We start from the raw sequence: 22,554 nt of genomic DNA, 5'->3' as shown, positions 1-22,554 counted from the left end.
CTGTGCACGGTTGTTTGCACTGCACGTCCGTGTCCGCAGCCTGCGCACGGATGTTTGCACGTTGGGTCTGCGCTTACAGCCTGAGTGCTGTCCTCAGGTCACGGGAGCACGTCGCGCATGCGGAAACGAGTCGGGGCCGACAGAACAGATGCACAGCTCACGGACCCGGTGCAGCAGCTGCCGACACACGTACAGCAAGTGCGGACACGAGTGCAGGAACTGCGGACACGGGCGCAGGAACTGCCAACACGAGTGCAGGAAGTGCAGGCACGGCGAGGGCCACCGGCCCTGTACGAGTCGGTGGCCCTCATCCACACGGTGAAACCTGTCCCACACTGCGAGACCCACACTGCGAGACCCCACGCCGCGGACGCCCCACACTGCGAACCCGCTCCGTGCGTCCCACCCCGCGGCGCCCCACTCCGTGGGGTTTCTCGGGGGAGGCTTACTCGAAGATTTCGCCCTTCTCGGCCTTCTCCGCCAGCGAGGCAGGCGGCTCGAAGTGGCTGCCGTAGCGCTGCGCCAGCTCACGCGCCCTCGCGACGAAGCCCTTCAGCCCGCCCTCGTACTGATTCATGTACTGCACCACACCACCGGTCCACGCCGGGAAGCCGATACCGAAGATCGAACCGATGTTGGCGTCCTGCACGGAGTTGAGCACGCCCTCGTCGAAGCACTTCACGGTTTCCAGCGCCTCGGCGAACAGCATCCGCTCCTGGAGGTCCGTGAACGGCACGTCGCCGCTGCCGCTGCCGAACGCCTCCCGCAGCCCCGGCCACAGTCCGGCCCGCTTGCCCTCGGAGTCGTACTCGTAGAACCCCGCGCCCGCCGAGCGGCCCAAACGGTCGAACTCGTCGAGCATCCGGTCGATGACGGCCTCCGACGGGTGCGCCACCCACGTGCCGCCTGCCGCTTCGACGGCGGCCTTCGTCTCGGCGCGGATCTTGCGAGGCAGCGTCAGCGTCAGCTCGTCCATGAGTTGCAGCGGTGGTGCCGGATATCCGGCCTGCGCACCGGCCTGCTCGATGGTCGCGGGCTCGACGCCCTCGCCCACCGCGGCCACGGCCTCGTTCAGGAACGTGCCGATCACGCGGCTGGTGAAGAATCCTCTGCTGTCGTTGACGACGATCGGCGTCTTGCGGATCTGCAACGTGTAGTCGAAAACCTTCGCCAGCGTGGCGTCCGAGGTCTGCTTCCCACGGATGATCTCCACGAGCGGCATCTTGTCCACCGGCGAGAAGAAGTGGATGCCGATGAAGTCCTCCTGCCGCGTGACGCCCTCGGCAAGGCCGGTGATGGGCAGCGTGGAGGTGTTGGAGCCGAGCACCGCGTCGGGGTTGACGACGTCCTCGATCTCGGCGAACACCTTGTGCTTCAGCTCGGTGTTCTCGAAAACGGCCTCGATCACGAAATCAACGCCTGCGAGGTCGGCCGCGTCGCCGGTGGTGACGATGCGGTCCAGCAGCGCCTTCGACTTCTCCTCGGTGGTCTTGCCGCGCTTCAGGGCCTTCTCTTCGAGCTTGCGGGCGTAGTCCTTGCCCTTCTCGGCGTTCTCCTTGGAGACATCCTTGAGGACGACGTCGATGCCCGCCTTCGCCGACACGTAGGCGATACCGGCGCCCATCATGCCCGCGCCGAGCACACCGACCTTGCGCGCCTGGTACTTCTCGAACCCGTCGGGCCGTGAACCACCGGAGTTGATGTGCTGGAGGTCGAAGAAGAACGCCTTCGTCATGTTCTTCGCGACCTGGCCGGTGACGAGGCTGACGAAGTACCGAGTCTCGATCTTGAACGCGGTATCGACGTCCACCTGCGCGCCCTCGACCGCCGCGGCAAGGATGGCGCGCGGGGCGGGCATCGGCGCGCCCTTGAGCTGCTTGCGCAGCGTCGCGGGGAACGCGGGCAGGTTCGCGGCGAACTTGGGGTTCGACGGCGAGCCACCGGGGATCTTGTAGCCCTTGGCGTCCCACGGCTGCTGAGCCTCGGGGTTGGCCTTGATCCATTCCTTGGCCTTGGGCAGCAGCTCGTCCACCGAACCCACGAGTTCGTGCACCAGGCCCAGTTCCAGCGCCTTGGCAGGCTTGTGCCGCTGACCCTGCACGAGGACGTTGAGCACGGCGTTCTGGATGCCGAGCAGGCGCACGGTGCGCACGATGCCACCGCCGCCGGGCAACAGGCCGAGGCTCACCTCGGGGAGTCCGATCTGGACGCCCTTCACATCGGCGACGACGCGGTGGTGGCAGGCCAGCGCGATCTCCAGCCCGCCGCCGAGCGCCGCGCCGTTGATGGCGGCGACGACCGGCTTGCCCAGGGTCTCAAGGCGGCGCAGGTCCTGCTTCATGGCGTTGGACATCTCGGTGATCGCCTCGGCGTCGGCTGGCGTCGCCTTGATGAGGTCGTTGAGATCGCCACCAGCGAAGAACGTCTTCTTCGCCGAGGTCAGCACCACACCGGTGATGGAGTCCTTCTCCGCTTCGAGGCGATCGACGATCACGCGCAGCGAGGAGCGGAAGTCGGCGTTCATGGTGTTCGCCGACTGCTTCGGGTCGTCGAGTGTCAGCACGACGATGCCGTCGGAGTCCTGTTCCCAGCGGATGGTCTTGGATTCAGTCATCGTTTGTTCTCGTTCCTCACACGCGCTCGATGATCGTGGCGAGGCCCATGCCACCGCCGATGCACAGCGTCACGAGCGCGCGCCGGGCCTGGCGGCGCTCCAGTTCATCCACCATGGTGCCCAGGATCATCGCGCCGGTCGCGCCGAGCGGGTGCCCCATGGCGATGGCGCCACCGTTGACGTTGACCTTCTCCTCAGGGATGTTCAGGTCCTTCATCCACTTGAGGACGACGGCGGCGAATGCCTCGTTCAGCTCGAACAGGTCGATGTCGTCGATCGTGAGGCCAGCCCTGGCCAGCACCTTCTCCGTGGCAGGTGTCGGACCGGTCAGCATGATCGTCGGGTCGGAGCCGGTGACGGCGGTGGCGACGACGCGAGCCCTCGGCTCCATGCCGATCCGCTTGCCGACCTCCTCGCTGCCGACGAGGACGATGCCTGCGCCATCGACGATGCCCGACGAGTTACCGCCGGTGTGCACGTGGTCGATCTTCTCGACCCAGTGGTATTTCTGCAGCGCCACGGCGTCGAACCCGGCGAAGTCACCGAGGTCCGCGAACGACGGCCTGAGCTTGGCCAGGGCCTCCAGCGTGGTGCCGGGCCTGCGGTGCTCGTCGTGGTCGAGGATGGTCACGCCGTTCATGTCCTTGACCGGCACGACGGACTTGGAGAAGTAACCGCCCGCCCACGCCGCCTCGGCCCTCTGCTGGGAGCGCACGGCGTAGGCATCGACGTCCTCGCGGGAGAAGCCCTCGGTCGTGGCGATCAGGTCGGCGCCGATGCCCTGCGGCACGAAGTAGGAGTCGTAGTTGGTGGCGGGGTCGGTGAACATCGCGCCACCGTCGGAGCCCATGGGCACACGCGACATCGACTCGACGCCGCCGCCGATGATGAGGTCGTCCCACCCGGCTCGCACCTTCTGCGCCGCCTGGTTCACGGCTTCGAGCCCCGAGGCGCAGAAGCGGTTGAGCTGCACACCCGCCACCGTGTCGGGCAGCCCGGCCGCGATCGCGGCAGCACGCGCGATGTCGGCGCCTTGGTCGCCGACCGGCGAGACGACACCGAGGATGATGTCGTCGATCAGCGCCGGGTCGAGGCCCGGGTGCCGCGCCTTCAGTTCGTCGATCAGGCCGACCACCAGGTCGATCGGCTTGGTTCCGTGGAGGGAACCACCCTTGTTCTTGCCACGAGGCGTACGGATCGCCTCGTAGATGAACGCCTCTGTACTCACGCCTGAGGTCCTTCCTGGCGCAGATTGCCGTTCGTGGTGCTAATCGCTACTAACATAGTCCCGCATCGTCCGAGGTTGTCAACGGGTTCACAGGGTTGCCTTCCCGTCAACAAAAGCTAGGGTGGGCTCACGTTATGGATGATGGAAACGGCAGGAACAGGCGTCCGCGCGACCGCAGGGCCCAGCTCGCCTCGGTCGCGTCCGAGCTGTTCCGGCAGCGCGGCTACCACGGCGTGGGCATCAACGACATCGCTGCGGCGGCGGGAGTGACAGGCCCCGCCCTCTATCGGCATTTCGCCGACAAGCAGGCCATCCTCGCGCACGTACTGCTCACCGGGCTGAGCGACATGGAAGAGGCGACGGAGGCCGCGCTCGACGAGAGCCGCACCGAGTCGTACGAGCGCATCAGGGAGTTGCTCACCGGTCTCGCCGCCCGCTCGGTGGAGCGCAGGGACACCGCCGCGCTGTGGCGCTGGGAGGGACGTCACCTCGACGCCGAGGCACAGCAACAGATCCGGCGCCGCTCGACGGCCATGCTGGCACAGTGGGCGACAGTGCTCCTGCGCAAGCGCCCCGGCCTTTCCGGCGAGGACGCCGAACTGCTGTGCTGGGCCACGCTGTCGGTGTTCGGCAGCGTGTCCGTGCACCACACGACGCTGGCCAAACGCCGGTTCACCGATCTGCTCACCACGCTGGCGCTGCGCGTGCTGCACGCGGATCTGCCGGAACCCGGTGAGCGGCCGACCGAGCCGTCGGCGCCCGCACTCACGTTCGGCAGGCCGTCGCGGCGGGAACAACTGCTCACCGAGGCGGCCGAGTTGTTCCGCAGGCGGGGGTTCACCGACGTCAGCATGGAGGACATCGGCAAGGCGGCTGGCATCGCGGGCCCCAGCGTCTACCGGCACTTCCCCAGCAAGGCCGCGTTGCTCGCCGCGATCGGCAGGCGCGCGGGCGACCGGCTGATGTTCGCCGCCGACCAGGCGTTGCGAGCGAGCGCCCCCGCCGACGAGCGGGAGGCGCTACGCAGGCTCGCCGGCTCCTACGTCCGCACGCTGACGGGCCCTCCCGAACTGCTCGTGGCGTTCTCGGCGGATCACGTGCACATCGACGAGAAGGACAGGCCTGAACTGCTGCGGATCCAGCGAGACTACGTGGCGCAGTGGGTGCGGCTGCTGGAGGCCGTGCATCCCGGGATGGACAGCCGCGAGGCGAAGATCACCGTGCATGCCGCGCTGACCATCGCCAACGACCTCACGCGGACACGGAGGGTGGCCTCACGACCGAACCTGGTCGCCGAGCTGACCACATTGCTCCACGCGGTGCTCGACATCGACTGAGCCGCCGACCCTACTGGCGGAACGCCCATCCCACCGGTTAACCTACTCGCGAGTAGGTACACGGAGGGGAGCACTGTGGCCCGACACGAAACAGCGCGACGCGACGCCATGGGCTTCGGTCTCGCGGCGCTCAACCGGCTCGCCGGAAGCCCACTGCTCGACCGCGCCGGACTGCGCAAACCCGTGGAGAGGATCGTGGCCACAGCCACGCGCGGAGGTTTCAAGGCGGCGGGCGCGGCGCAGCGGGCGTTCACGGCGCCCACCCGGCTCGGCAAGCCCGCGCGGCTGGCTCCCGCCCCGGAGGCGGGCCTGTTCGACCTGACGCCGGACGACGAGCAGCAGATGATCGTCGAAACGGTCACGGAATTCGCCGCCGAGCAACTCCGGACTGCCGCCGCCGAGGCCGACACCACGCTCGCGCCTCCCGGCGACCTGCTCACCCGCGCGGCGGAACTGGGCCTGACGGTGGTCGGCATCCCGGAAGAGGTCGGCGGCGTCGGCACCGAACGGTCGGCGGTGACGAACGTCCTCGTCGCCGAAGCCCTCGCCCACGGCGATCTCGGCCTTGCGGTCGCCGTGCTCGCGCCGTCGGCGGTGAGCAGCGTACTCGTGCGTCACGGCGACGCCCATCAGCAAGCGACCTACCTGCCCGCGTTCACCGGCGACGACGTGCCCGCCGCGGCACTCGCATTGCAGGAGCGCACACCGCTGTTCGACGTGTTCTCCCCGAAGACCACCGCGCGCCGCACCCCCGGCGGCTACCGCCTCGACGGTGTCAAGAACCTGGTGCCGAGGGTGGCGCAGGCGGAGTTGTTCATCGTGTCGGCCACCCTGGAAGGCCCGCAGGGTGGTCCCGCACTGTTCGTCGTTGAGTCCGGCACCGACGGCGTTTCGGTCGAGCCGGAACCCGCGATGGGCCTGCGCGGCGCCGCGACGGGCAGGCTCGTGCTTGACGGCGTGTCCCTGCCCGCGAGCGCACTGATCGGCGGCGGGAAGCGTGAGGTGTTCACGGACGTGGTGCGTTCCTCACGCCTGGCGTGGGCGGCGCTCGCGTGCGGCACCGCGAAGGCCGTGCTCGACTACGTCGTCCCGTACGTCAACGAGCGGGAGGCGTTCGGCGAACCCGTCAGCCACCGGCAGGGCGTGGCATTCCAGGTGGCCGACATCGGGATCGAGCTGGAGGGTCTGCGGCTGGTGACCCTGCGGGCAGCGGCACGGATGGAGCAGGGCAGGTCGCATGCTCGCGAGGTGGCGCTCGCGCGCACGCTCGCCGCCGAGAAGGGCATGTGGATCGGCAACGCGGGCGTGCAGTTGCTCGGCGGGCACGGCTTCATCAAGGAACACCCGGTGGAGCGCTGGTATCGCGACCTGCGGGCGGTCGGCGTCATGGAAGGGGTCGTCACGGCATGATCAATCTTGAGGTCCCGAAGAAGGCCAAGGCCCTAATCAACCAGGCAAGGCAGGCCGCGACGGAGGTGTTCCGGCCGATCTCACGCAAGTACGACCGCGCCGAGCACGCCTACCCCATCGAACTGGACATGCTGGCCGCGCTGCTGGACGGGCTGAACACCTCCGGGGAGGGCGGCGCGGGCGCGGCGGGAGTGCGCCGCAAGGACGACACGGATTCCGGCGCCAACCGCAACGGCGGCAACCTGCTCACCGTGCTCGGCACCATCGAGCTGTGCTGGGGCGACGTGGCGCTGCTGCTGTCGATGCCGAGGCAGGGACTCGGCAACGCGGCCATCGCGTCGGTGGCGAACGACGAGCAACTCGAACGCTTCGGCAAGCTGTGGGCGGCTATGGCCATCACCGAACCCGGCTGCGGCTCCGACTCGGCCGCCATCACCACCACTGCCACCAAGGACGGCGACGACTACGTCCTCAACGGCGAGAAGATCTTCGTCACGTCCGGCGAACGCGCCGATGCCGTGGTGGTGTGGGCGACGCTGGACAAGAGCAAGGGCCGCGCGGCCATCAAGTCGTTCGTCGTGGAGAAGGGCACGCCCGGCTTCGAGGTGGTGCGGCTGGAACACAAGCTCGGCATCCGCGCGTCCGACACGGCGGTGTTGCGCTTCGACAACTGTCGCGTGCCGAGCCGCAATCTCCTCGGCTCCCCGGAGATCGACACCAAGAAGGGTTTCGCGGGGGTCATGCAGACCTTCGACAACACCCGCCCGCTGGTGGCCGCGATGGCCGTCGGTGTCGCGAGAGCGGCGCTGGAGGAGACCCGGAGGATCCTGGCCGAGGCCGGTGTCGAAGTGGACTACGACAAACCTGCCCTGGCACAGCACGCCGCAGCGGCGACGTTGTTGCGACTGGAGGCCGACTACGAGGCCGCGTACCTCACGACGCTGGAAGCGGCGTGGATGGCCGACAACCGCAAGCCGAACTCGCTACAGGCGTCGATGGCGAAGGCCAAGGCGGGCCGCACGGTCGTGGACATCACGCTCGCCTGCGTCGAACTCGCGGGCACCTTCGGGTACACGGAGGATTCGCTACTGGAGAAGTGGGCGCGCGACTCGAAGATCTTGGACATCTTCGAAGGCACGCAACAGATCCAGCAACTCATCGTCGCCCGCAGGCTGCTGGGCAAGACGAGCGCGGAGTTGAAGTAATTACACGCCAAGGGAAACCGTCCGTCCACTGCGGTTTTGCTGTGGCGGGCGGTCATGCTTTCAGACCTTCACCGACCGTCAGGCCGGTGACTGTGCATTCCATAAGCCGGAGGGACCATGAGCGCCGCATGTTACCGAAGAACATGCCTCGGGCCGACCGCATCAAGAAGAATCCCGAGCTCGACCGGTGCGTCGCCGGGTTGCTGAACCCGAGTCATCGAATCCGTGGACCGTCGTTCGCCGAATAAAGTTTTGGGCAAGCGGCGCTCTCGCGGGACCGCAGGTGATCGGCGCTCACAGCGCCCGCAGGTACCGGACCTCCTTCAACGGTGGGCTCGATCCGATCGTGTCTACTTTGGTCGCGCCGTCTTCCGTCCACCCTGCTCGCTCGTAGAACCGCCGCGCCACGGCGTTGCCGTCCAGTACCCACAGCGTGGCGCGCCGATAGCCGTCGCGCCGCAGCGTCGCCAGAGCCTCGGCATGCAGCAGACGGCCCAGCCCGAGGCCCCACTTCGCTGGGTCGAGGTAGATGCTCTGCAGCTCACCGGTCGCGGCCGCTGCGTCATCGTCGCGGGAGGCACCCACGCACGCGAAACCCACGACCGTTTCACCGTCAGCCACAACCAGGACCCGCGCCGACCTGTGCGAAGCGATGAACCATCGCCGCCACGCGCGCTGCCGGTCGGTGATCGACAAGCCTGCCAGGTAGTCCCCCGGTAGCACGTTGACGTACGCGGCACGCCAAGACACGACGTGGATCCGCCCGATCGCATCCGCGTCATCAGCACATGCGAACCGGACCACCGGTGCTGGAGAGGCTGCCACCATGCTGCGACCTTCGTCCTTCCCAGCCGTCCACGGCAAGCGAAGCCGGAAAGCGAGTCCTCTGGAGCAGAATTCCCGGATGAAGGTCGAGCGTGAATCGCTCAGTCACCCATCTAACGGAACTCAACCATGACTGCCCGCCAGCCACGACTCCAGGGTGGTGATGAACTCCCCCAGATCCGTGGTGGAAAGATCCCGGCGGATGTGGTCCCAGTCGCGGACGAAGACAACCAATCGGAAGCGTGACCCGTACCAGCCCGCATCGAGGTGGATGTCCTCCCGCTCCCCTGCCGGTGGGCGTTTGCTGGCCCAGAACAGGTCTTCGGAGTCGTTCACCTCGTAGCGCCCCGACGGCAGCCGCCGGGCGACGATGGCGTTCTTGTGAACTGTCCACTCCGCCGGAGCCTGAAGTGGTATCGGCGCCCAGTCCTCTCCGATACTCGCCGCGGACGGTGAGTCCGGCGGCAACCAGAAGCTGCCCATCCGGGAATGCTACCGGCCTGGAAGGCGGACTCAAAATTGTTTCACCTAATTTCGGACGATCCTGTTCAGGAAATGCGGAATCCTCCTCAGTCCCACGAAGATCGAACGAAATTCCCAGTCGTTCAACGATCATTCGCGCGCGACCGCACAGGCGGTCACCGGCGCTTGCCGACGTGTGGGTGTGACAACGAAACCCGAACAGACCATTACAGAAGTAGCTCTACACCTATTCTCTGTGTTCGTAGGTGGTCCGGCACTTCGCGAATGCCTTGGCGTGCCGGGTGAAGCGCCTACGTCGAGATGGAGCGCGCCCCATCAGTCAACGCACCCCCGTTGCCTGCTGGAGAGAAAATCATGAGCAATTCCACGACCGCGACGACACGCCTGTTCGTCATTCCGGAAAGGACCTTCGTTTCGGAGGGTCGGCCGGTGCCGATAACGGTCACCGTGGCCCCCGATCGCCCCGGCACGGGCACACCGACCGGGTCGGTGACCGTGTACGACGGGGGCACCGAACTCGAAACGGCACCACTGGGCGCGACCGGCAGCACGACGTTGCTCCTCAGTGGATTGAGGGTCAACGACGCTCGGCCGCATCAACTCACCGCCCGCTACAGCGGTGACGCGACCAACCCACCGGCCACCTCGGCACCGGTGCCCGTGGTCATCACGCCGCCGTCCGCCGTGCCCGCCTCGGCCCCGGCAGCGATGGAATCCGCCTACGTGGCCTCGCCCGCCGTAACCCTGATCACCACCACCCGCTACACCGCCACCTTCGCAGGCGACGCCACCCACGCCCCCGCGACGGCCACGGCACCGCTGACGTTCCAGCCCATCTAGAAAGGACCACGCCGGGCTCCGCGTCGTGTCGCGGGGCCCGGCGCCCTTCGCGCCAGACGTCACCCGGGCGCAGCTTGTGCACGGGTGAGGTCCTCACGTTCCCGGTAGGCGAGGAGAACCACGGAAGCGGGCAACCCTCCGCGTTCGCGGCCGATCAAGCCCCGGCACCGGTATTTTCGGCACTCTCGGACACTGTCTCCCAGGGAGAAGCTCATGATCACGAAGGTGGCGTCCGCGGTGTTGTACGTGGGTGATCAGGACAAGGCGCTGGAGTTCTACCGCGACGTGCTCGGATTCGAGGTCGTCATGGACGCGGACATGGGCGAAGGCTCGCGCTGGGTCGAGGTCAGGCCACCCGGTGCCCAGACGTCGATCGTCCTATCGTCTGCGGCGGCGTTCGGGAAGACCCCCGGTGAGGGCGCCTATCTGACCTTCGCCGCTGATGACGTGGCCGCGACGGTGGCCGAACTGCGCGCTCGGGGTGCGGTCGTGTCGGATCCGGTGAGCGAGCCGTGGGGCACGTACGCCACGGTGGAAGCGCCGGACGGCCACCGGCTGCAGTTCAACGAACGTCCGGGCCGCTGACGTCGCGCCGGGCGGGCGCACACGGACCCGGCCGGGTCAGTACCGTCGAGCCGCAGTCCCATGCTGGGCGCGCGCATCCACGCGACGATGATTCGATGGGACGACGGACACATCAGCCCGACGACACCGGCAGCACTCGCCCGCAGATCGTCACGTTCGGCCACGGCACAGCCGCCCCCGAGACGATCACCCGGCTGCTGCGGGATGTCGGCGTGCGGATACTGATCGACGTGCGCACCGCGCCAGGGAGCCGCCGCAACCCGCACACGGCGCGGGCGGCGATGTCCCGCTGGCTGCCGCAGGCGGGGATCGACTACCGCTGGGACGAGCGGCTGGGCGGCTGGCGACGGCGTGAGCCGGACTCTCCTGACCTCGCGCTGCGCAACGAGTCGTTCCGGGGCTACGCCGCGCACATGCGGACCGGGGAATTCCGCACCGCCATCGACGAGTTGGTTGCCAGCGCGAAGGACGGCGCGACCGCGGTCATGTGCGCGGAGTCGGTGTGGTGGCGCTGCCACCGCAAACTGATCTCCGACTATCTGGTGCTCGCGTGCGACGTGGACGTGCGGCACCTCATGCCCGACGGCTCGCTTCGTCCCCACCGACCAAGCCCTGAGGCGAGGCTGGTGGAGGAGGAGCACCTGCTCGTCTACGACAAGCAGGGCGGGTAGCGCCGGGAGCAGGCCGGGCGTGTCCGCAGCCTGTGCACGCGAGTTGGCACCTCACGCACGCCTGTCCGTCACCACTCGTGCGAGAAGTGCCAACACCCGTGCGGAAAGTGCCAACACCCGTGCGAGAAGTGCGGACACGCCCGAGCGGGTCAGCTCACCGAGAGGACGATCTTGCCTCGGGCGCGGCCTTCCTGACTCAGCCGCCAGGCCTCGGCGGCTTCCTCCAGCGGCAGCACGCGGTCCACGAACACGCGCAGCTCACCGGCGTCCGCGAGCCTGGACAGCTCGGTGAGGTCGGCGGCGCTCGGCCGGACCCACATGCTGGCGCCACCGAGTTCCTCGGCCCTCGGATCGGCCACGGACACCAGGCGCGAGAGGTCTTTCAGCAGCTCCCGCGAGGCGTCGATCGACTCGCCGCCAACGCAGTCAACGGCGGCGTCGATACCTTCCGGTGCCAGAGCCCGCACCCGCTCGACAAGCCCGTCGCCGTAGGTGACGGGCTCGGCTCCGAGTTCGCGCAGGAAGTCGTGGTTGCGCTCCGATGCCGTCCCGATGACCCGCGCGCCACGGGCGACGGCGAGCTGGGTGGCGAACGTCCCCACACCACCCGCTGCGGCATGCACGACCACGGTGTCGCCCTCAGCGATGCGGGCCCGGTCGAGCATCTGATACGCGGTGAGCCCGGCCAGCGGCAACCCGGCCGCCTCGTTCCAGTCCAGTGCCCTCGGTTTGGCCGCGATGTGGCGTACGTTCGCGGCCACGAGTTCCGCGTACGTACCGTTGGCCACCCAGTCCTTGCGCGCGTAACCGATGACCTCGTCGCCGACCCGGTATTCGTGGACGTCGAGCCCGACAGCCTCCACGACACCGGATACGTCCCACCCCGGAATGATCGGGAACCGAGCTTCCATCATCGAGTCGAGATAGCCGGCACCAAGTTTCCAGTCAACGGGGTTGACGCCTGCGGACTTCACACGGATGAGCAATTCACCCGGCGCCACCTTCGGGTCCGGCCGTTCCGCCAGCGTCAACACGTCCGGCCCGCCGTACTGCTCTTGGATGATCGCTCGCATACCAACGGCAACGACGAGCCTCGCGGTGGCTATTCCGGTCGCAACCTGCTCGACCGGTGGAAGGTCCACGATCAGCAGGCCCGTCGGCCTCACCGGTGGGTGCGGTGAGACGACGCCAGCGTGGACGAGCACACCGCCGCCCTGCGCGTCCTCGTAGTAGGCCACGCCGGGCCCGCTCGGGGGACGATCAAGGTGATCAGAAGCTAACGCTGGCCCGTCTCAGACCAGCCCGTCACCCGAAAAACGCTGCCTAGCGTACAAGGTCGCACGCGAGCAGGGGCAGCCTTACCAGCCACGACTGGCACAAATCGGCCTATGGCCCGCCGAAGAAGGAAGTCACGAGCTACCGGCCCGCCGGAGCAGGAGTGACAAATCACGGCCCATCGCGGCCGGACCGCCTACCGGAATATCTCCCTCCGCCTCGCGTTACAGTGGTAGTTGAACGCACAACTACTTACGGGTCTGGTGACACCATGCAGTTCGGCATCTTCACCGTGGGCGACGTGACGACCGATCCAACCACCGGACGGACCCCCACCGAGCACGAGCGCATCAAGGCGATGGTGCGCATCGCGCTCAAGGCCGAGGAGGTCGGACTCGACGTCTTCGCCACGGGAGAGCACCACAATCCGCCGTTCGTGCCGTCGTCACCGACGACCATGCTCGGCTACATCGCCGCGCGCACCGAGCGGCTGATCCTCTCCACCTCGACGACGTTGATCACCACCAACGACCCCGTGAAGATCGCTGAGGATTTCGCGATGTTGCAGCACCTCGCCGACGGGCGGGTGGACGTCATGCTGGGCCGGGGCAACACTGCCCCGGTATACCCGTGGTTCGGCCAGGACATCCGGCAGGGCATTCCGCTGGCTGTGGAGAACTACGCGCTGCTGCACGAGTTGTGGCGCTCCGACGTCGTTGACTGGCAGGGCAGGTTCCGCACCCCGTTGCAGGGCTTCACGGCAACACCCCGGCCGCTGGACGGCGTTCCGCCGTTCGTCTGGCACGGCTCCATCCGCAGTCCCCAGATCGCCGAGCAGGCCGCCTACTACGGCGACGGCTTCTTTCACAACAACATCTTCTGGCCCGCCGAGCACACCAAGCGCATGGTCGCCCTCTACCGCGAGCGATACGCGCACCACGGCCACGGCGAACCACACGAGGCGATCGTCGGCCTCGGCGGGCAGGTGTTCATGCGCAAGAACTCGCAGGACGCCGTCCGCGAGTTCCGTCCGTACTTCGATCACGCCCCCGTCTACGGCGGTGGACCGTCACTGGAGGACTTCACCGAGCAGACCCCGCTCACCGTCGGCAGCCCGCAGCAGGTCATCGACCGCACGCTGAGTTTCCGCGAGTACGCGGGCGACTACCAGCGGCAACTGTTCCTCATGGACCACGCCGGCCTGCCGCTGAAGACCGTGCTCGAACAGCTCGATCTGCTCGGGGAAATCGTGCCCGTGTTGCGCAGGGAGTTCGCCGCGCTGCGGGCGCCGGGTGTGCCCGACGCGCCAACCCACGAATCGTTGCGAGCGGCGAAGCAGAACAGGAGCGAGCAACCATGAGTGTCCGCAACCTCGCCGTCGTCACGGCAGGGCTCACCAACCCGTCGTCAAGCCGGCTGCTCGCCGACCGGCTGACCGAGGCCGTCGCCCTGCGCGTCCCCGTGGAGCCCCACGTCGTGGAGTTGCGGGATCACGCACGCGACGTCGCCGACAACTTCGTCACCGGCTTCGCGCCCCCCGCGCTGGCCGAACAGCTCGACGCCGTGTCCAAAGCGGACGCTCTCATCGCCGTCACGCCGATCTTCACGGCATCCTTCAGCGGACTGTTCAAGTCGTTCTTCGACGTGCTCGACAACACGGCCCTGCGGGGCAAGCCAGTGCTCATCGGCGCCACGGGCGGCACCCCGAGGCACTCCCTCGCGCTGGAGCACGCCGTGCGGCCGATGTTCGCCTACCTGAGGGCGATCGTCATGCCGACCGGCGTGTATGCCGCGTCGCAGGACTGGGGCGGCGAGGGCGCGGCGGAACTCTCGCAGCGCATCGACAGGGCGGCAGGAGAGCTCGCCGACGCGCTGAACGGCCGAACCGCCGCAGCCGAGCCGGAGGAGGAGTTCGTACCCTTCGACGAGCTGCTGCGACGGCAGGGCCGATGACGGCGGCTCAGCGCACGAGAGTGTGGTGCCTGGCCACAGCCCACCAGCGGCCGTCCTCCTTCACGACGACGTAGAGGACCTTCATCACGTGCTCGGCGTCGAGGAGGTTGCCCTCGGCGTCGGTGGCCCGCGCGCCCTTGTACGCCAGCGCCACGTCCGGCCGGACGAAGAGCACGTCGAGCAGGTCGTAGCGGACGTGTTCGTCGCGAAGGAAACCGGCGAGCCCCTGCCTCGTGGACTCCACGATCTCGTCCACTCCGGACAGTGTCACGCCCATCGCGTTGACCACCGTCGCGTTGCAGGCGAAATGTTTCGTCATCAGCTCCGCGTCGTTGGTGTTGTACGCGGTCTCGGTGTCGGCGATGATCTGCCGGATGGCGGCGATGTCGTCCTCGGCCGGTGAGGAGTACTCGACGAGGGGTGGTAGGTCTGCTGTTGTCATGACACCACCCTCCAACCTCCAGCATGCTGAAGGTCAAGCACCGTGTCCGCATTTCTCGCACGCGTGTCCGCACTTCCCGCACGCGTGTCCGCACCTCTCGCACGCGTGTCCGCACCTCTCGTACTGGGGGTGTACAGGAAGTGCGAACTCACGTGCACAGACTGCCAACTCACGTGCACAGACTGCGGACACGCGTGCACTGGGTGCGGACACGGCGTCGGGGTCGGGTCAGCTCGTCACGCCCAGTTCCCTCGCGATCAGCATGCGCTGCACCTCGCTCGTGCCCTCGCCGACCTCCAGGATCTTGGCGTCGCGGTAGAAGCGGCCGACGGGGTACTCGTTCATGAACCCGTACCCGCCGAAGATCTGCGTCGCGTCGCGGGCGTTGTCCATCGCGGCGTTGGAAGCGGCGAGCTTGGCGATGGCCGCCTCCTTCTTGAAGCGTTCGCCGCGCAGCATCTTGGCCGCTGCCTGGTAATATGCCAGCCTCGCCGTGTGGGCGCGCAGCTCCATGTCGGCGATCTTGAACTGGATCGCCTGGTACTCACCGATCTTGTGGCCGAACGCCTCGCGTTCCTTGACGTAGCGCAGGCACTCGTCAACACACCCCTGTGCGAGCCCCACCGACAGCGCCGCGATCGCGACCCTTCCCTCGTCCAGAATGGACAGGAATTGCGCGTAGCCCCTGCCGCGCTCACCGAGCAGGTTCTCCTCGGGAACCCGGCAGTCGTCGAAGGTGAGCCCGTGCGTGTCGGAGGCGTTCCACCCGACCTTCGAGTACTGCGGCTGCACCGTGAACCCCGGGGTGCCCGACGGAACGATGATCGCGGAGATCTCCTTGCGCCCGTCCGGCCTCTGCCCCGTGACCGCCGTGGCTGTGACAAGGCTGGTGATGTCGGTACCGGAGTTGGTGATGAAAGACTTGCTGCCGTTGATCACCCACTCCCCGCCGTCGAGCTTCGCCGTGGTGCGGGTGGCCGAAGCGTCCGAACCGCCGCCCGGTTCCGTGAGCCCGAACGCGCCGAGCGCCCTGCCGGCACACAACTCGGGCAGCCACCGCTGCTTCTGCTCCTCGGTGCCGAACCGGTAGAGGGGCATCGCACCGAGCGACACCCCCGCCTCCAGGGTGATCGCGACCGACGAATCGACCCTCGCCAGTTCCTCAAGGGTGAGGCACAGCGCGAAGTAGTCGCCGCCCATCCCGCCGTACGACTCGGGGAACGGAAGGCCGAACAGACCCATCTCCCCCATGCGCTTCACGATGTCGTACGGGAACTTCTCGCGCTCGTAGAACTCCCCGATCACCGGGGCCACCTCGGACGTGGCGAAATCACGCACCGTGGTGCGCAAGTCCTCGTACTCCTCGTCCAGCCTGTAATCGATCATGATGCGCCTTCTTCCGGGGTAACCAGAGCAAGGGGTTCGTCGAGCGCCACCTGTTGGCCCGCCCGCACGTTCAACTGCGTCACGACACCGTCCACAGGTGCCGTGATCGTGTGTTCCATCTTCATCGCCTCGACGACGAGCAGTGGCGCTCCGGCCTTCACCGCGTCACCCGGTGCGACCTTGACGACCAGCACCGTGCCCGGCATGGGGCTCGTCACCGGTCCCGCCTCCACGGATTCGCCGTGCGAGGCCAAGAGGTTCGGCCGCTCGCTCACCGCGACGGCCCTGCCTTCCCTCGCGTACCAGACAGCGCCGTCGGGAGCCTCCGCTCGCCGGTAGGCCCGGCGTTCACCCGCCACCCGCACGACGAGATCAGCCCCCTCGCGGGAGGCCGAGACGGACACCGGATCGGCGTCGTCCACCACGACGCGAGCCTCCGCCGGGGTCCCTTCGACACGCACGACGGCCTCGGCCGCACCGGCCTTCAGCCGCATCGTCACCCCGGCGTTACCGCCGATGCGCCAGCCGTCCGGCACGTCCCACGGGTCGATCAGCTCGCCGGTGGGCCACAGCGACAGCACGCGGTCGAGAGCCGCCGCGATCAGAAATTCCTCGACGTCGTACTCGTCGGTGAGAGCGGACAGTTCCCGCTCGACGAGGCCCGTGTCGAGCCTGCCTGCGACCACATCGGGGTGGCGCACCAGCGCGCGCAGGAACGGCACGTTCGTCGGGACACCCAACACCGTGGTGTCGGCCAGCGCGCGATCGAGCCGGTTGAGGGCCGAGGCCCGGTCGGGCCCCCACGCGATCACCTTCGCCAGCATGGGGTCGTAGTTCGATGCCACGACCGTGCCCTGCCGCAGCCCCGAGTCCACCCGCACGTGCGGGCCCTCGGCCTCGTCCAGGCCAAGGACGGTGCCACCGGTCGGCACGAAGTCCCGCGCGGGGTCCTCGGCGTAGACGCGGGCCTCGACGGCGTGCCCTTCGAGGCGCACGTCGTCCTGGGTGAAGGCCAGCGGCTCACCTGCCGCGACCCGCAGTTGCCACTCCACGAGGTCGAGCCCGGTCACCAACTCGGTGACGGGGTGCTCGACCTGGAGGCGGGTGTTCATCTCGAGGAAGAAGAACTCGTCGGGCGCCGACGACGACACGATGAACTCGACCGTGCCCGCGCCGACATAACCCACGGAGCGGGCCGCCTCGACGGCGGCCTTGCCCATGCGGGCGCGAGTGCTCGCGTCGAGCAACGCGGAAGGAGCCTCCTCCACGATTTTCTGGTGCCGCCGCTGGAGGCTGCACTCACGCTCGCCGAGGTGCACCACGGTGCCGTGGCCGTCGCCGAGAACCTGGATCTCGATATGCCTCGGGTCGGTGACGAACCGCTCGACGAGCAACCTCTCGTCGCCGAAGGCACCCCGCGCCTCCCGCTGCGCCGACTCGACGGCCGCCACCAGCTCGGCCTGCTCCCGCACGAGCCGCATACCCTTGCCGCCACCACCGGCGGAGGGTTTGAGCAACACCGGGTAGCCGACCCGCTCGGCAGCCGCGGCGACCGAGTCCACATCGGACACGTCGTTGGCTCCCGGCACCACGGGGACCCCGGCGGCCGACACCGTCTCCTTCGCACGGATCTTGTCGCCCATCGCGTCGATGGCCGCGACAGGAGGCCCGACGAAAACGATCCCCGCCTCTTCGCACGCCCTCGCGAACGCGGCGTTCTCGGAGAGGAAGCCGTACCCGGGATGCACAGCCTGCGCGCCGGTCTCCAGCGCGGCGGCCACGATGTCCGGAATGGACAGATAGCTTCGGGCGGCATCGGCAGGACCGACCCTGCGCGCCACGTCGGCCTCCGCGACGTGCCTTGCATCGGCGTCGGCGTCGCTGTAGACGGCCACCGACCGGATGCCCAGCCGCCGCAGGGTCGCGATGACCCGCACGGCGATCTCGCCACGGTTGGCGACCAACACGGTGTCGAACATGCTCATCACATCCTGAAGACGCCGTAGTTGACCGGCTCCAGCGGCGCGTTGGCCGAGGCGGAAAGGGCCAAGCCGAGCACCCTGCGCGTGTCCATCGGGTCGATCACGCCGTCGTCCCACAGCCGGGCCGTCGAGTAGTAGGGGTTGCCCTGGCGCTCGTACTGGTCCCTGATGGGATTCTTGAACGCCTCCTCGTCCTCGGCGGACCACTCCTGGCCACGCGATTCCAGACCGTCCCTTCGCACGGTGGCCAGCACGGAGGCGGCCTGCTCACCGCCCATCACGGAGATCCGCGCGTTCGGCCACATCCACAGGAACCGTGGCGAGTACGCCCGCCCGCACATCGAGTAGTTGCCCGCTCCGAACGACCCGCCGATGATCACCGTGAACTTCGGAACCCGCGCGCACGCCACAGCGGTGACCATCTTCGCGCCGTGCTTGGCGATACCGCCAGCCTCGTAGTCCCTGCCCACCATGAACCCGGTGATGTTCTGGAGGAACACCAGCGGCACCGAACGCCGATCGCACAGCTCGATGAAGTGCGCGCCCTTCATCGCCGATTCCGCGAAGAGCACACCGTTGTTGGCGATGATGCCGACCGGATGTCCGTGGATGCGGGCGAACCCGGTGACGAGCGTGGCGCCGTACTCCTTCTTGAACTCGGCGAACCGGCTGCCATCGACGACGCGGGCGATGACTTCCCGCACGTCGTACGGCGTGCGCGGATCGGAAGGCACGACGCCGTAGAGCTCCTCGGGATTGACGGCGGGCTCCTCGGAAGGCGCGACCTCCCACGGACGTGGCGCGCGCGGACCGAGCGTCGAGACGATGGAACGCACGATGCGCAGCGCGTCGGCGTCGTCGGCCGCGAGGTGGTCGGTGACCCCGGACGAACGTGCGTGCACGTCGCCGCCGCCGAGGTCCTCCGCCGAGACGACCTCCCCCGTCGCGGCCTTCACCAGCGGCGGACCGCCGAGGAAGATCGTGCCCTGGTTCCTGACGATCACGGCCTCGTCACTCATCGCGGGAACGTACGCGCCGCCTGCCGTGCACGAGCCGAGCACGGCGGCGATCTGCGGGATGCCACGCGCCGACATGGTCGCCTGGTTGTAGAAGATCCGGCCGAAGTGCTCGCGGTCGGGGAAGACCTCGTCCTGATGCGGCAGGAAGGCACCGCCCGAGTCCACGAGGTAGAGGCAGGGGAGGTTGTTGGACAGCGCCACCTCCTGCGCGCGCAGGTGCTTCTTCACGGTCAGGGGGTAGTAGGTACCGCCCTTGACGGTGGCGTCGTTGGCGACGATGACGCATTCCCTGCCGGACACGCGGCCGACACCCGTGATGATGCCCGCGCTGGGTGCCTCGTCGTCGTAGAGGCCGTTGGCGGCCAACGGCGACAGTTCCAGCAGCGGCGAGCCGGGGTCGAGCAACGCATCGACCCGATCACGCGGCAGCAGCTTGCCGCGCTCGACATGCTTGGCCCGCGCCTTCTCAGGACCCCCGAGGCGCACCGAGCCCAACCGCTCGCGGAGGTCGGCGACCAGCTCCGCGTGGTGAGCGGCGTTGCGCTCGAACGACTCACTGCGGGTGTCCACAGCGCTGGCGAGAACAGGAGTGTCCATCACACCACCAAGTTAGCACCCGTTAACAGCACTCGGGAGATGTTAGTGCGGACTAACGCCACCTGTCCACACCGTGTCCGCACTTCCCGCACCCGTGTCCGCACTTCCCGCACCCGTGTTGGCATCGCACGATGCAAACACCCGTACACAGACTGCGGACACGAACCGAAGCGTCTCGTGTCCGCACTTCCTGTACGCGTGTCTGCACTTCGACGCCGATGGAAGCCAGCCCGAACGTGCAGGGAGTGCGAACACCTGCGCATAAGGTGCGGACACGAACATGAGGTGCAAACACCTGCGCATAAGGTGCGGACACGCGGGAAGGGCCGCCTGCCCCTTCGGGCGGCGGCCCTTCCCGAGCCCTTCCCGGCCCTTCCCGAGCACTTCGCCGGCACTTCCTCAGTCCCGCCCCGGCCCGCTCTAGGCCCTGACCGGCCCGTTCCCGAATGTTCGGCAGGCCGTCCGGCAGTATCGGCTCGGCAGGCCTTCCTGCAGTTCAGTCCGGCAGGGCCGGTACGGCAGGTCGGCCCGACAAGCCGGTACGGCGAGGCCGGTGGGGCAGGATCAGCCCGTGACGCTTCGCAGCGCGGCGTAGTAGCCGAGCTTCTGACCGTTGGCGGTCGGGTGGTACGACTCGACGACCGGCCAGGTGAGGCTGTGCAGCCACCGCTCACCGTCGGCGCAGATCTCGTGCCCGCTAAAGGCGGGACGCATGTCCACGAACGTGAGACCCCACGCCGCCGCACGCGCGGCCGTGACCTCGGCCAGAGTGTCGGCACCGGAGTTGATCGCCGCGCGTTTGGTGTCGCTCAGGCCGACGCTGCACGAGCCGCCGATCTTGTAGAAGCGCGGGTAACCCAGCACCACGATCTCCGCGTTCGGCGCGCGGTTCTTCAGGGTGCTGTACACGTTGTCCAGCCTGCCGGGCAACGTCGTCCTCGCGAAGTTCTTGGCCTCCTCCACTCGTGCGACGCACTTGCTGTCGGAACTGAGGGTGCAGTCGGTCATCACGTCGGCGAACCCGGCGTCGTTGCCGCCCACCGACACGGTGATGAAGGTGGTGCTGGAGTCCACGGCCGAAGCCTGGTTGATCACATCGGACGTCACCGCGCCCGAGCAGGCGACGAACTTGAAGCTCGACACGCTGTGGGAGTCGGCCCACAGCTGGGGATACGCGTTGGAGCTGCGCAAGCAGTTGCCCGAGTCGCCGTAGTTCTTCGCGCCGACACCGGACGAGTAGGAGTCGCCGAGGGCGACGTAGTTGACGGCCGCGGGCGTGGCGGCCGCCGTGAGGGCCCCTCCCGCAATCGCTACGAAGAAGACCGCTAAGACCGTGAAGAATCGCCGAGCCCGCACCGTCATGGCGCACCCTTTCGTCAAGTTTCAGCCGCCCAGAGCTGTATCAGGTGAAGAGGTGACGAAAGAAGTGCGCGAACCAGACATAACCCGACTGGATCACGCCATAAGTCTGTAATGTGGTTAACATTCGCTAACCCGGTCGCTACAGTATCGACGTGCCCTCGGAGTCCCCGCTCGTTCGCGGCGAGAAGACGACCCGCCGCGACCAGATCCTCGCAGCCGCGGCGGAACTGTTCGCGCGCCACGGCTTTCACGGCGTCGGCATCGACGAGATCGGCGCGGCGGTCGGTATCTCCGGCCCTGCTCTGTACCGGCACTTCCGCAGCAAGGACGCCATGCTCGGCGAGATGCTCACCTCCATCAGCCGCTACCTGCTCGACGGGGGAACGGCGAGAGTCGCCGAAGGCGGGTCGCCCGACGAGGTGCTGGCCGGGCTCGTGCGCTTCCACATCGATTTCGCCCTCTCCCAGCCCGCACTGATCACCGTGCAGGAACGCAACCTCGCCAACCTGTCCGAGCCGGACCGCAAGGAGGTCAGGGCGCTGCAACGCAGGTATGTCGAGGTGTGGGTTTCGGTGGTGCGGGCCGCCGTCGGCGGGCTGAACGACACCCGCGCGCGGTCGGCCGCGCACGCCGTGTTCGGGCTCATGAACTCGACGCCGCACAGCCGTCACCTGCCCGACGACGAACTCGCCGAGTTGCTGACGACTCTCGCGCTCGGCGCGCTGTACGCGGCGAAGTGACGATCACCCTCGCGGGCGGCACCCAAGACGCTTTCGGTCGTGTTTGATGGGACGCGTGTGGGGCTCTGACGACCACGCCGGCGACCAGGCCGACGAGGGCGGACCCGAGGACGCGTTGCTGCGCAAGGCACAGCGCGCCCTGGTCGCCGCTGCGCTGGCCGACGAGGAGGACGCCCTCGCAGCGGTCGGCCCCGACGGCCTCAGGGGCAAGCTCCCCGAGACACGGGAGTTGCTCCTCCTGCTGTTCGGCGCGTGCAGCGCCATGATCGCGAGCCTTGGCGAGGGCGGCTCCCGGCCCGTGAAGGTGCAGGTGTTCGACGAGACCGGCGAGGAGGTCCCCATCGACAGGGCCGACCCGCCGATGCGCACAGCCGTGCGCACCCTGCTCGCGGAGGTCCACGGCAACACCGACGCCGCGGCCGATCAGGTGGAGATCGCGCTGGCGAACGCCGCACCATCCGAGGTGGACAGTGTGGTTCTCGCGGCACTGCACTGGACACTGCGCCTCGCCGTCGAATGTCTCGACCGCGACCTTCCGGTACCTGCGTGGGTCGAGTCCGCGTTCAGTGACTAGCCCAACGGCCGGGCGCGGTCACCCTG

20 protein-coding genes are annotated in these 22,554 nt (G+C 67.9%); 10 read left to right on the top strand and 10 right to left on the bottom strand.

The genetic code is table 11. The features are described from left to right. Positions 1 to 445 precede the first annotated feature (445 nt). Positions 446 to 2,614 (bottom strand): 3-hydroxyacyl-CoA dehydrogenase NAD-binding domain-containing protein, encoded by a 2,169-nt coding sequence (locus SACXIDRAFT_RS15280; protein ID WP_006239488.1) that lies wholly within the window; start codon positions 2,612 to 2,614, stop codon positions 446 to 448. A 16-nt stretch (positions 2,615 to 2,630) separates the two neighbouring features. Next, positions 2,631 to 3,842, bottom strand: coding sequence for an acetyl-CoA C-acetyltransferase (locus SACXIDRAFT_RS15275; protein ID WP_006239487.1), 1,212 nt, complete (start codon positions 3,840 to 3,842; stop codon positions 2,631 to 2,633). Between the two features lie 134 nt (positions 3,843 to 3,976). Here SACXIDRAFT_RS15275 and SACXIDRAFT_RS15270 point away from each other — a divergent pair, with 134 nt between their 5' ends. The 3 genes from SACXIDRAFT_RS15270 to SACXIDRAFT_RS15260 all read left to right on the top strand — a co-directional run bounded on the left by SACXIDRAFT_RS15270 (position 3,977) and on the right by SACXIDRAFT_RS15260 (position 7,794). Then, complete coding sequence (locus SACXIDRAFT_RS15270; RefSeq protein WP_006239486.1) at positions 3,977 to 5,179, top strand: TetR/AcrR family transcriptional regulator; 1,203 nt, start codon at positions 3,977 to 3,979, stop codon at positions 5,177 to 5,179. A gap of 108 nt (positions 5,180 to 5,287) precedes the next feature. After that, on the top strand, positions 5,288 to 6,589 hold the full coding sequence (locus SACXIDRAFT_RS15265; RefSeq protein ID WP_085978663.1) for an acyl-CoA dehydrogenase family protein: 1,302 nt from the start codon (positions 5,288 to 5,290) through the stop codon (positions 6,587 to 6,589). Beyond that, a complete protein-coding gene (locus SACXIDRAFT_RS15260; RefSeq protein ID WP_006239484.1) occupies positions 6,586 to 7,794 on the top strand; it encodes an acyl-CoA dehydrogenase family protein in 1,209 nt (402 codons plus the stop codon). Before SACXIDRAFT_RS15265 ends, SACXIDRAFT_RS15260 begins: the two co-directional genes overlap by 4 nt. Before the next feature lie 294 nt (positions 7,795 to 8,088). Here SACXIDRAFT_RS15260 and SACXIDRAFT_RS15255 read toward each other — a convergent pair whose 3' ends face one another. Then, positions 8,089 to 8,544, bottom strand: coding sequence for a GNAT family N-acetyltransferase (locus SACXIDRAFT_RS15255; RefSeq protein ID WP_232285313.1), 456 nt, complete (start codon positions 8,542 to 8,544; stop codon positions 8,089 to 8,091). 198 nt (positions 8,545 to 8,742) lie between these two features. Next, a complete protein-coding gene (locus SACXIDRAFT_RS15250; RefSeq protein ID WP_006239481.1) occupies positions 8,743 to 9,102 on the bottom strand; it encodes a hypothetical protein in 360 nt (119 codons plus the stop codon). 354 nt (positions 9,103 to 9,456) lie between these two features. Between SACXIDRAFT_RS15250 and SACXIDRAFT_RS15245 the strand changes: the two genes are divergently transcribed. From SACXIDRAFT_RS15245 to SACXIDRAFT_RS15235, 3 genes are all read left to right on the top strand, one after another. Continuing rightward, entirely contained in the window at positions 9,457 to 9,942 is a 486-nt protein-coding gene (locus tag SACXIDRAFT_RS15245; protein ID WP_006239480.1) for an Ig-like domain-containing protein, read from the top strand. A gap of 213 nt (positions 9,943 to 10,155) precedes the next feature. Continuing rightward, complete coding sequence (locus tag SACXIDRAFT_RS15240) at positions 10,156 to 10,527, top strand: VOC family protein (protein ID WP_006239479.1); 372 nt, start codon at positions 10,156 to 10,158, stop codon at positions 10,525 to 10,527. 95 nt (positions 10,528 to 10,622) lie between these two features. Further along, positions 10,623 to 11,198, top strand: a complete 576-nt coding sequence (locus tag SACXIDRAFT_RS15235) for a DUF488 domain-containing protein (RefSeq protein WP_006239478.1) — start codon at positions 10,623 to 10,625, stop codon at positions 11,196 to 11,198. A gap of 149 nt (positions 11,199 to 11,347) precedes the next feature. Here SACXIDRAFT_RS15235 and SACXIDRAFT_RS15230 read toward each other — a convergent pair whose 3' ends face one another. Further along, on the bottom strand, positions 11,348 to 12,271 hold the full coding sequence (locus tag SACXIDRAFT_RS15230; RefSeq protein ID WP_040922698.1) for an NADP-dependent oxidoreductase: 924 nt from the start codon (positions 12,269 to 12,271) through the stop codon (positions 11,348 to 11,350). A gap of 473 nt (positions 12,272 to 12,744) precedes the next feature. Here SACXIDRAFT_RS15230 and SACXIDRAFT_RS15225 point away from each other — a divergent pair, with 473 nt between their 5' ends. Both SACXIDRAFT_RS15225 and SACXIDRAFT_RS15220 read left to right on the top strand, forming a co-directional pair. Next, entirely contained in the window at positions 12,745 to 13,833 is a 1,089-nt protein-coding gene (locus tag SACXIDRAFT_RS15225; protein WP_006239476.1) for an LLM class flavin-dependent oxidoreductase, read from the top strand. Next, a complete protein-coding gene (locus tag SACXIDRAFT_RS15220) occupies positions 13,830 to 14,426 on the top strand; it encodes an FMN reductase (RefSeq protein ID WP_006239475.1) in 597 nt (198 codons plus the stop codon). The genes SACXIDRAFT_RS15225 and SACXIDRAFT_RS15220 overlap by 4 nt, the downstream gene beginning before the upstream one ends. Positions 14,427 to 14,433: 7 nt before the next feature. Here the strand turns inward: SACXIDRAFT_RS15220 and SACXIDRAFT_RS15215 are convergent, their stop codons facing one another. The 5 genes from SACXIDRAFT_RS15215 to SACXIDRAFT_RS15195 all read right to left on the bottom strand — a co-directional run bounded on the left by SACXIDRAFT_RS15215 (position 14,434) and on the right by SACXIDRAFT_RS15195 (position 21,214). Then, positions 14,434 to 14,868 carry an SgcJ/EcaC family oxidoreductase gene (locus tag SACXIDRAFT_RS15215; RefSeq protein ID WP_006239474.1) on the bottom strand — a complete coding sequence of 145 codons (435 nt, stop codon included), beginning with the start codon at positions 14,866 to 14,868 and terminating at the stop codon, positions 14,434 to 14,436. A 228-nt stretch (positions 14,869 to 15,096) separates the two neighbouring features. Beyond that, entirely contained in the window at positions 15,097 to 16,254 is a 1,158-nt protein-coding gene (locus tag SACXIDRAFT_RS15210; protein WP_006239473.1) for an acyl-CoA dehydrogenase family protein, read from the bottom strand. Then, entirely contained in the window at positions 16,251 to 18,233 is a 1,983-nt protein-coding gene (locus tag SACXIDRAFT_RS15205) for an acetyl-CoA carboxylase biotin carboxylase subunit (protein WP_006239472.1), read from the bottom strand. Before SACXIDRAFT_RS15205 ends, SACXIDRAFT_RS15210 begins: the two co-directional genes overlap by 4 nt. Before the next feature lie 5 nt (positions 18,234 to 18,238). Next, positions 18,239 to 19,852, bottom strand: coding sequence for a carboxyl transferase domain-containing protein (locus SACXIDRAFT_RS15200; RefSeq protein ID WP_006239471.1), 1,614 nt, complete (start codon positions 19,850 to 19,852; stop codon positions 18,239 to 18,241). A 564-nt stretch (positions 19,853 to 20,416) separates the two neighbouring features. Beyond that, positions 20,417 to 21,214 (bottom strand): SGNH/GDSL hydrolase family protein, encoded by a 798-nt coding sequence (locus tag SACXIDRAFT_RS15195; RefSeq protein WP_006239470.1) that lies wholly within the window; start codon positions 21,212 to 21,214, stop codon positions 20,417 to 20,419. A 152-nt stretch (positions 21,215 to 21,366) separates the two neighbouring features. On the opposite strand from SACXIDRAFT_RS15195, the gene SACXIDRAFT_RS15190 reads away from it, so the two are divergent. Both SACXIDRAFT_RS15190 and SACXIDRAFT_RS15185 read left to right on the top strand, forming a co-directional pair. Then, the gene (locus SACXIDRAFT_RS15190; protein WP_006239469.1) at positions 21,367 to 21,954 is read left to right on the top strand and encodes an SACE_7040 family transcriptional regulator; all 588 of its coding nucleotides are present in this window, start codon (positions 21,367 to 21,369) and stop codon (positions 21,952 to 21,954) included. Between the two features lie 46 nt (positions 21,955 to 22,000). Then, the gene (locus SACXIDRAFT_RS15185) at positions 22,001 to 22,528 is read left to right on the top strand and encodes a hypothetical protein (RefSeq protein WP_006239468.1); all 528 of its coding nucleotides are present in this window, start codon (positions 22,001 to 22,003) and stop codon (positions 22,526 to 22,528) included. Positions 22,529 to 22,554: the final 26 nt, after the last annotated feature.

The sequence above is a fragment of the Saccharomonospora xinjiangensis XJ-54 genome (genome assembly GCF_000258175.1).
Lineage (GTDB): Bacteria > Actinomycetota > Actinomycetes > Mycobacteriales > Pseudonocardiaceae > Saccharomonospora > Saccharomonospora xinjiangensis.
Note: the sequence above shows the minus strand (reverse complement) of the source record. Positions and strands in the feature narration are given on the sequence as shown.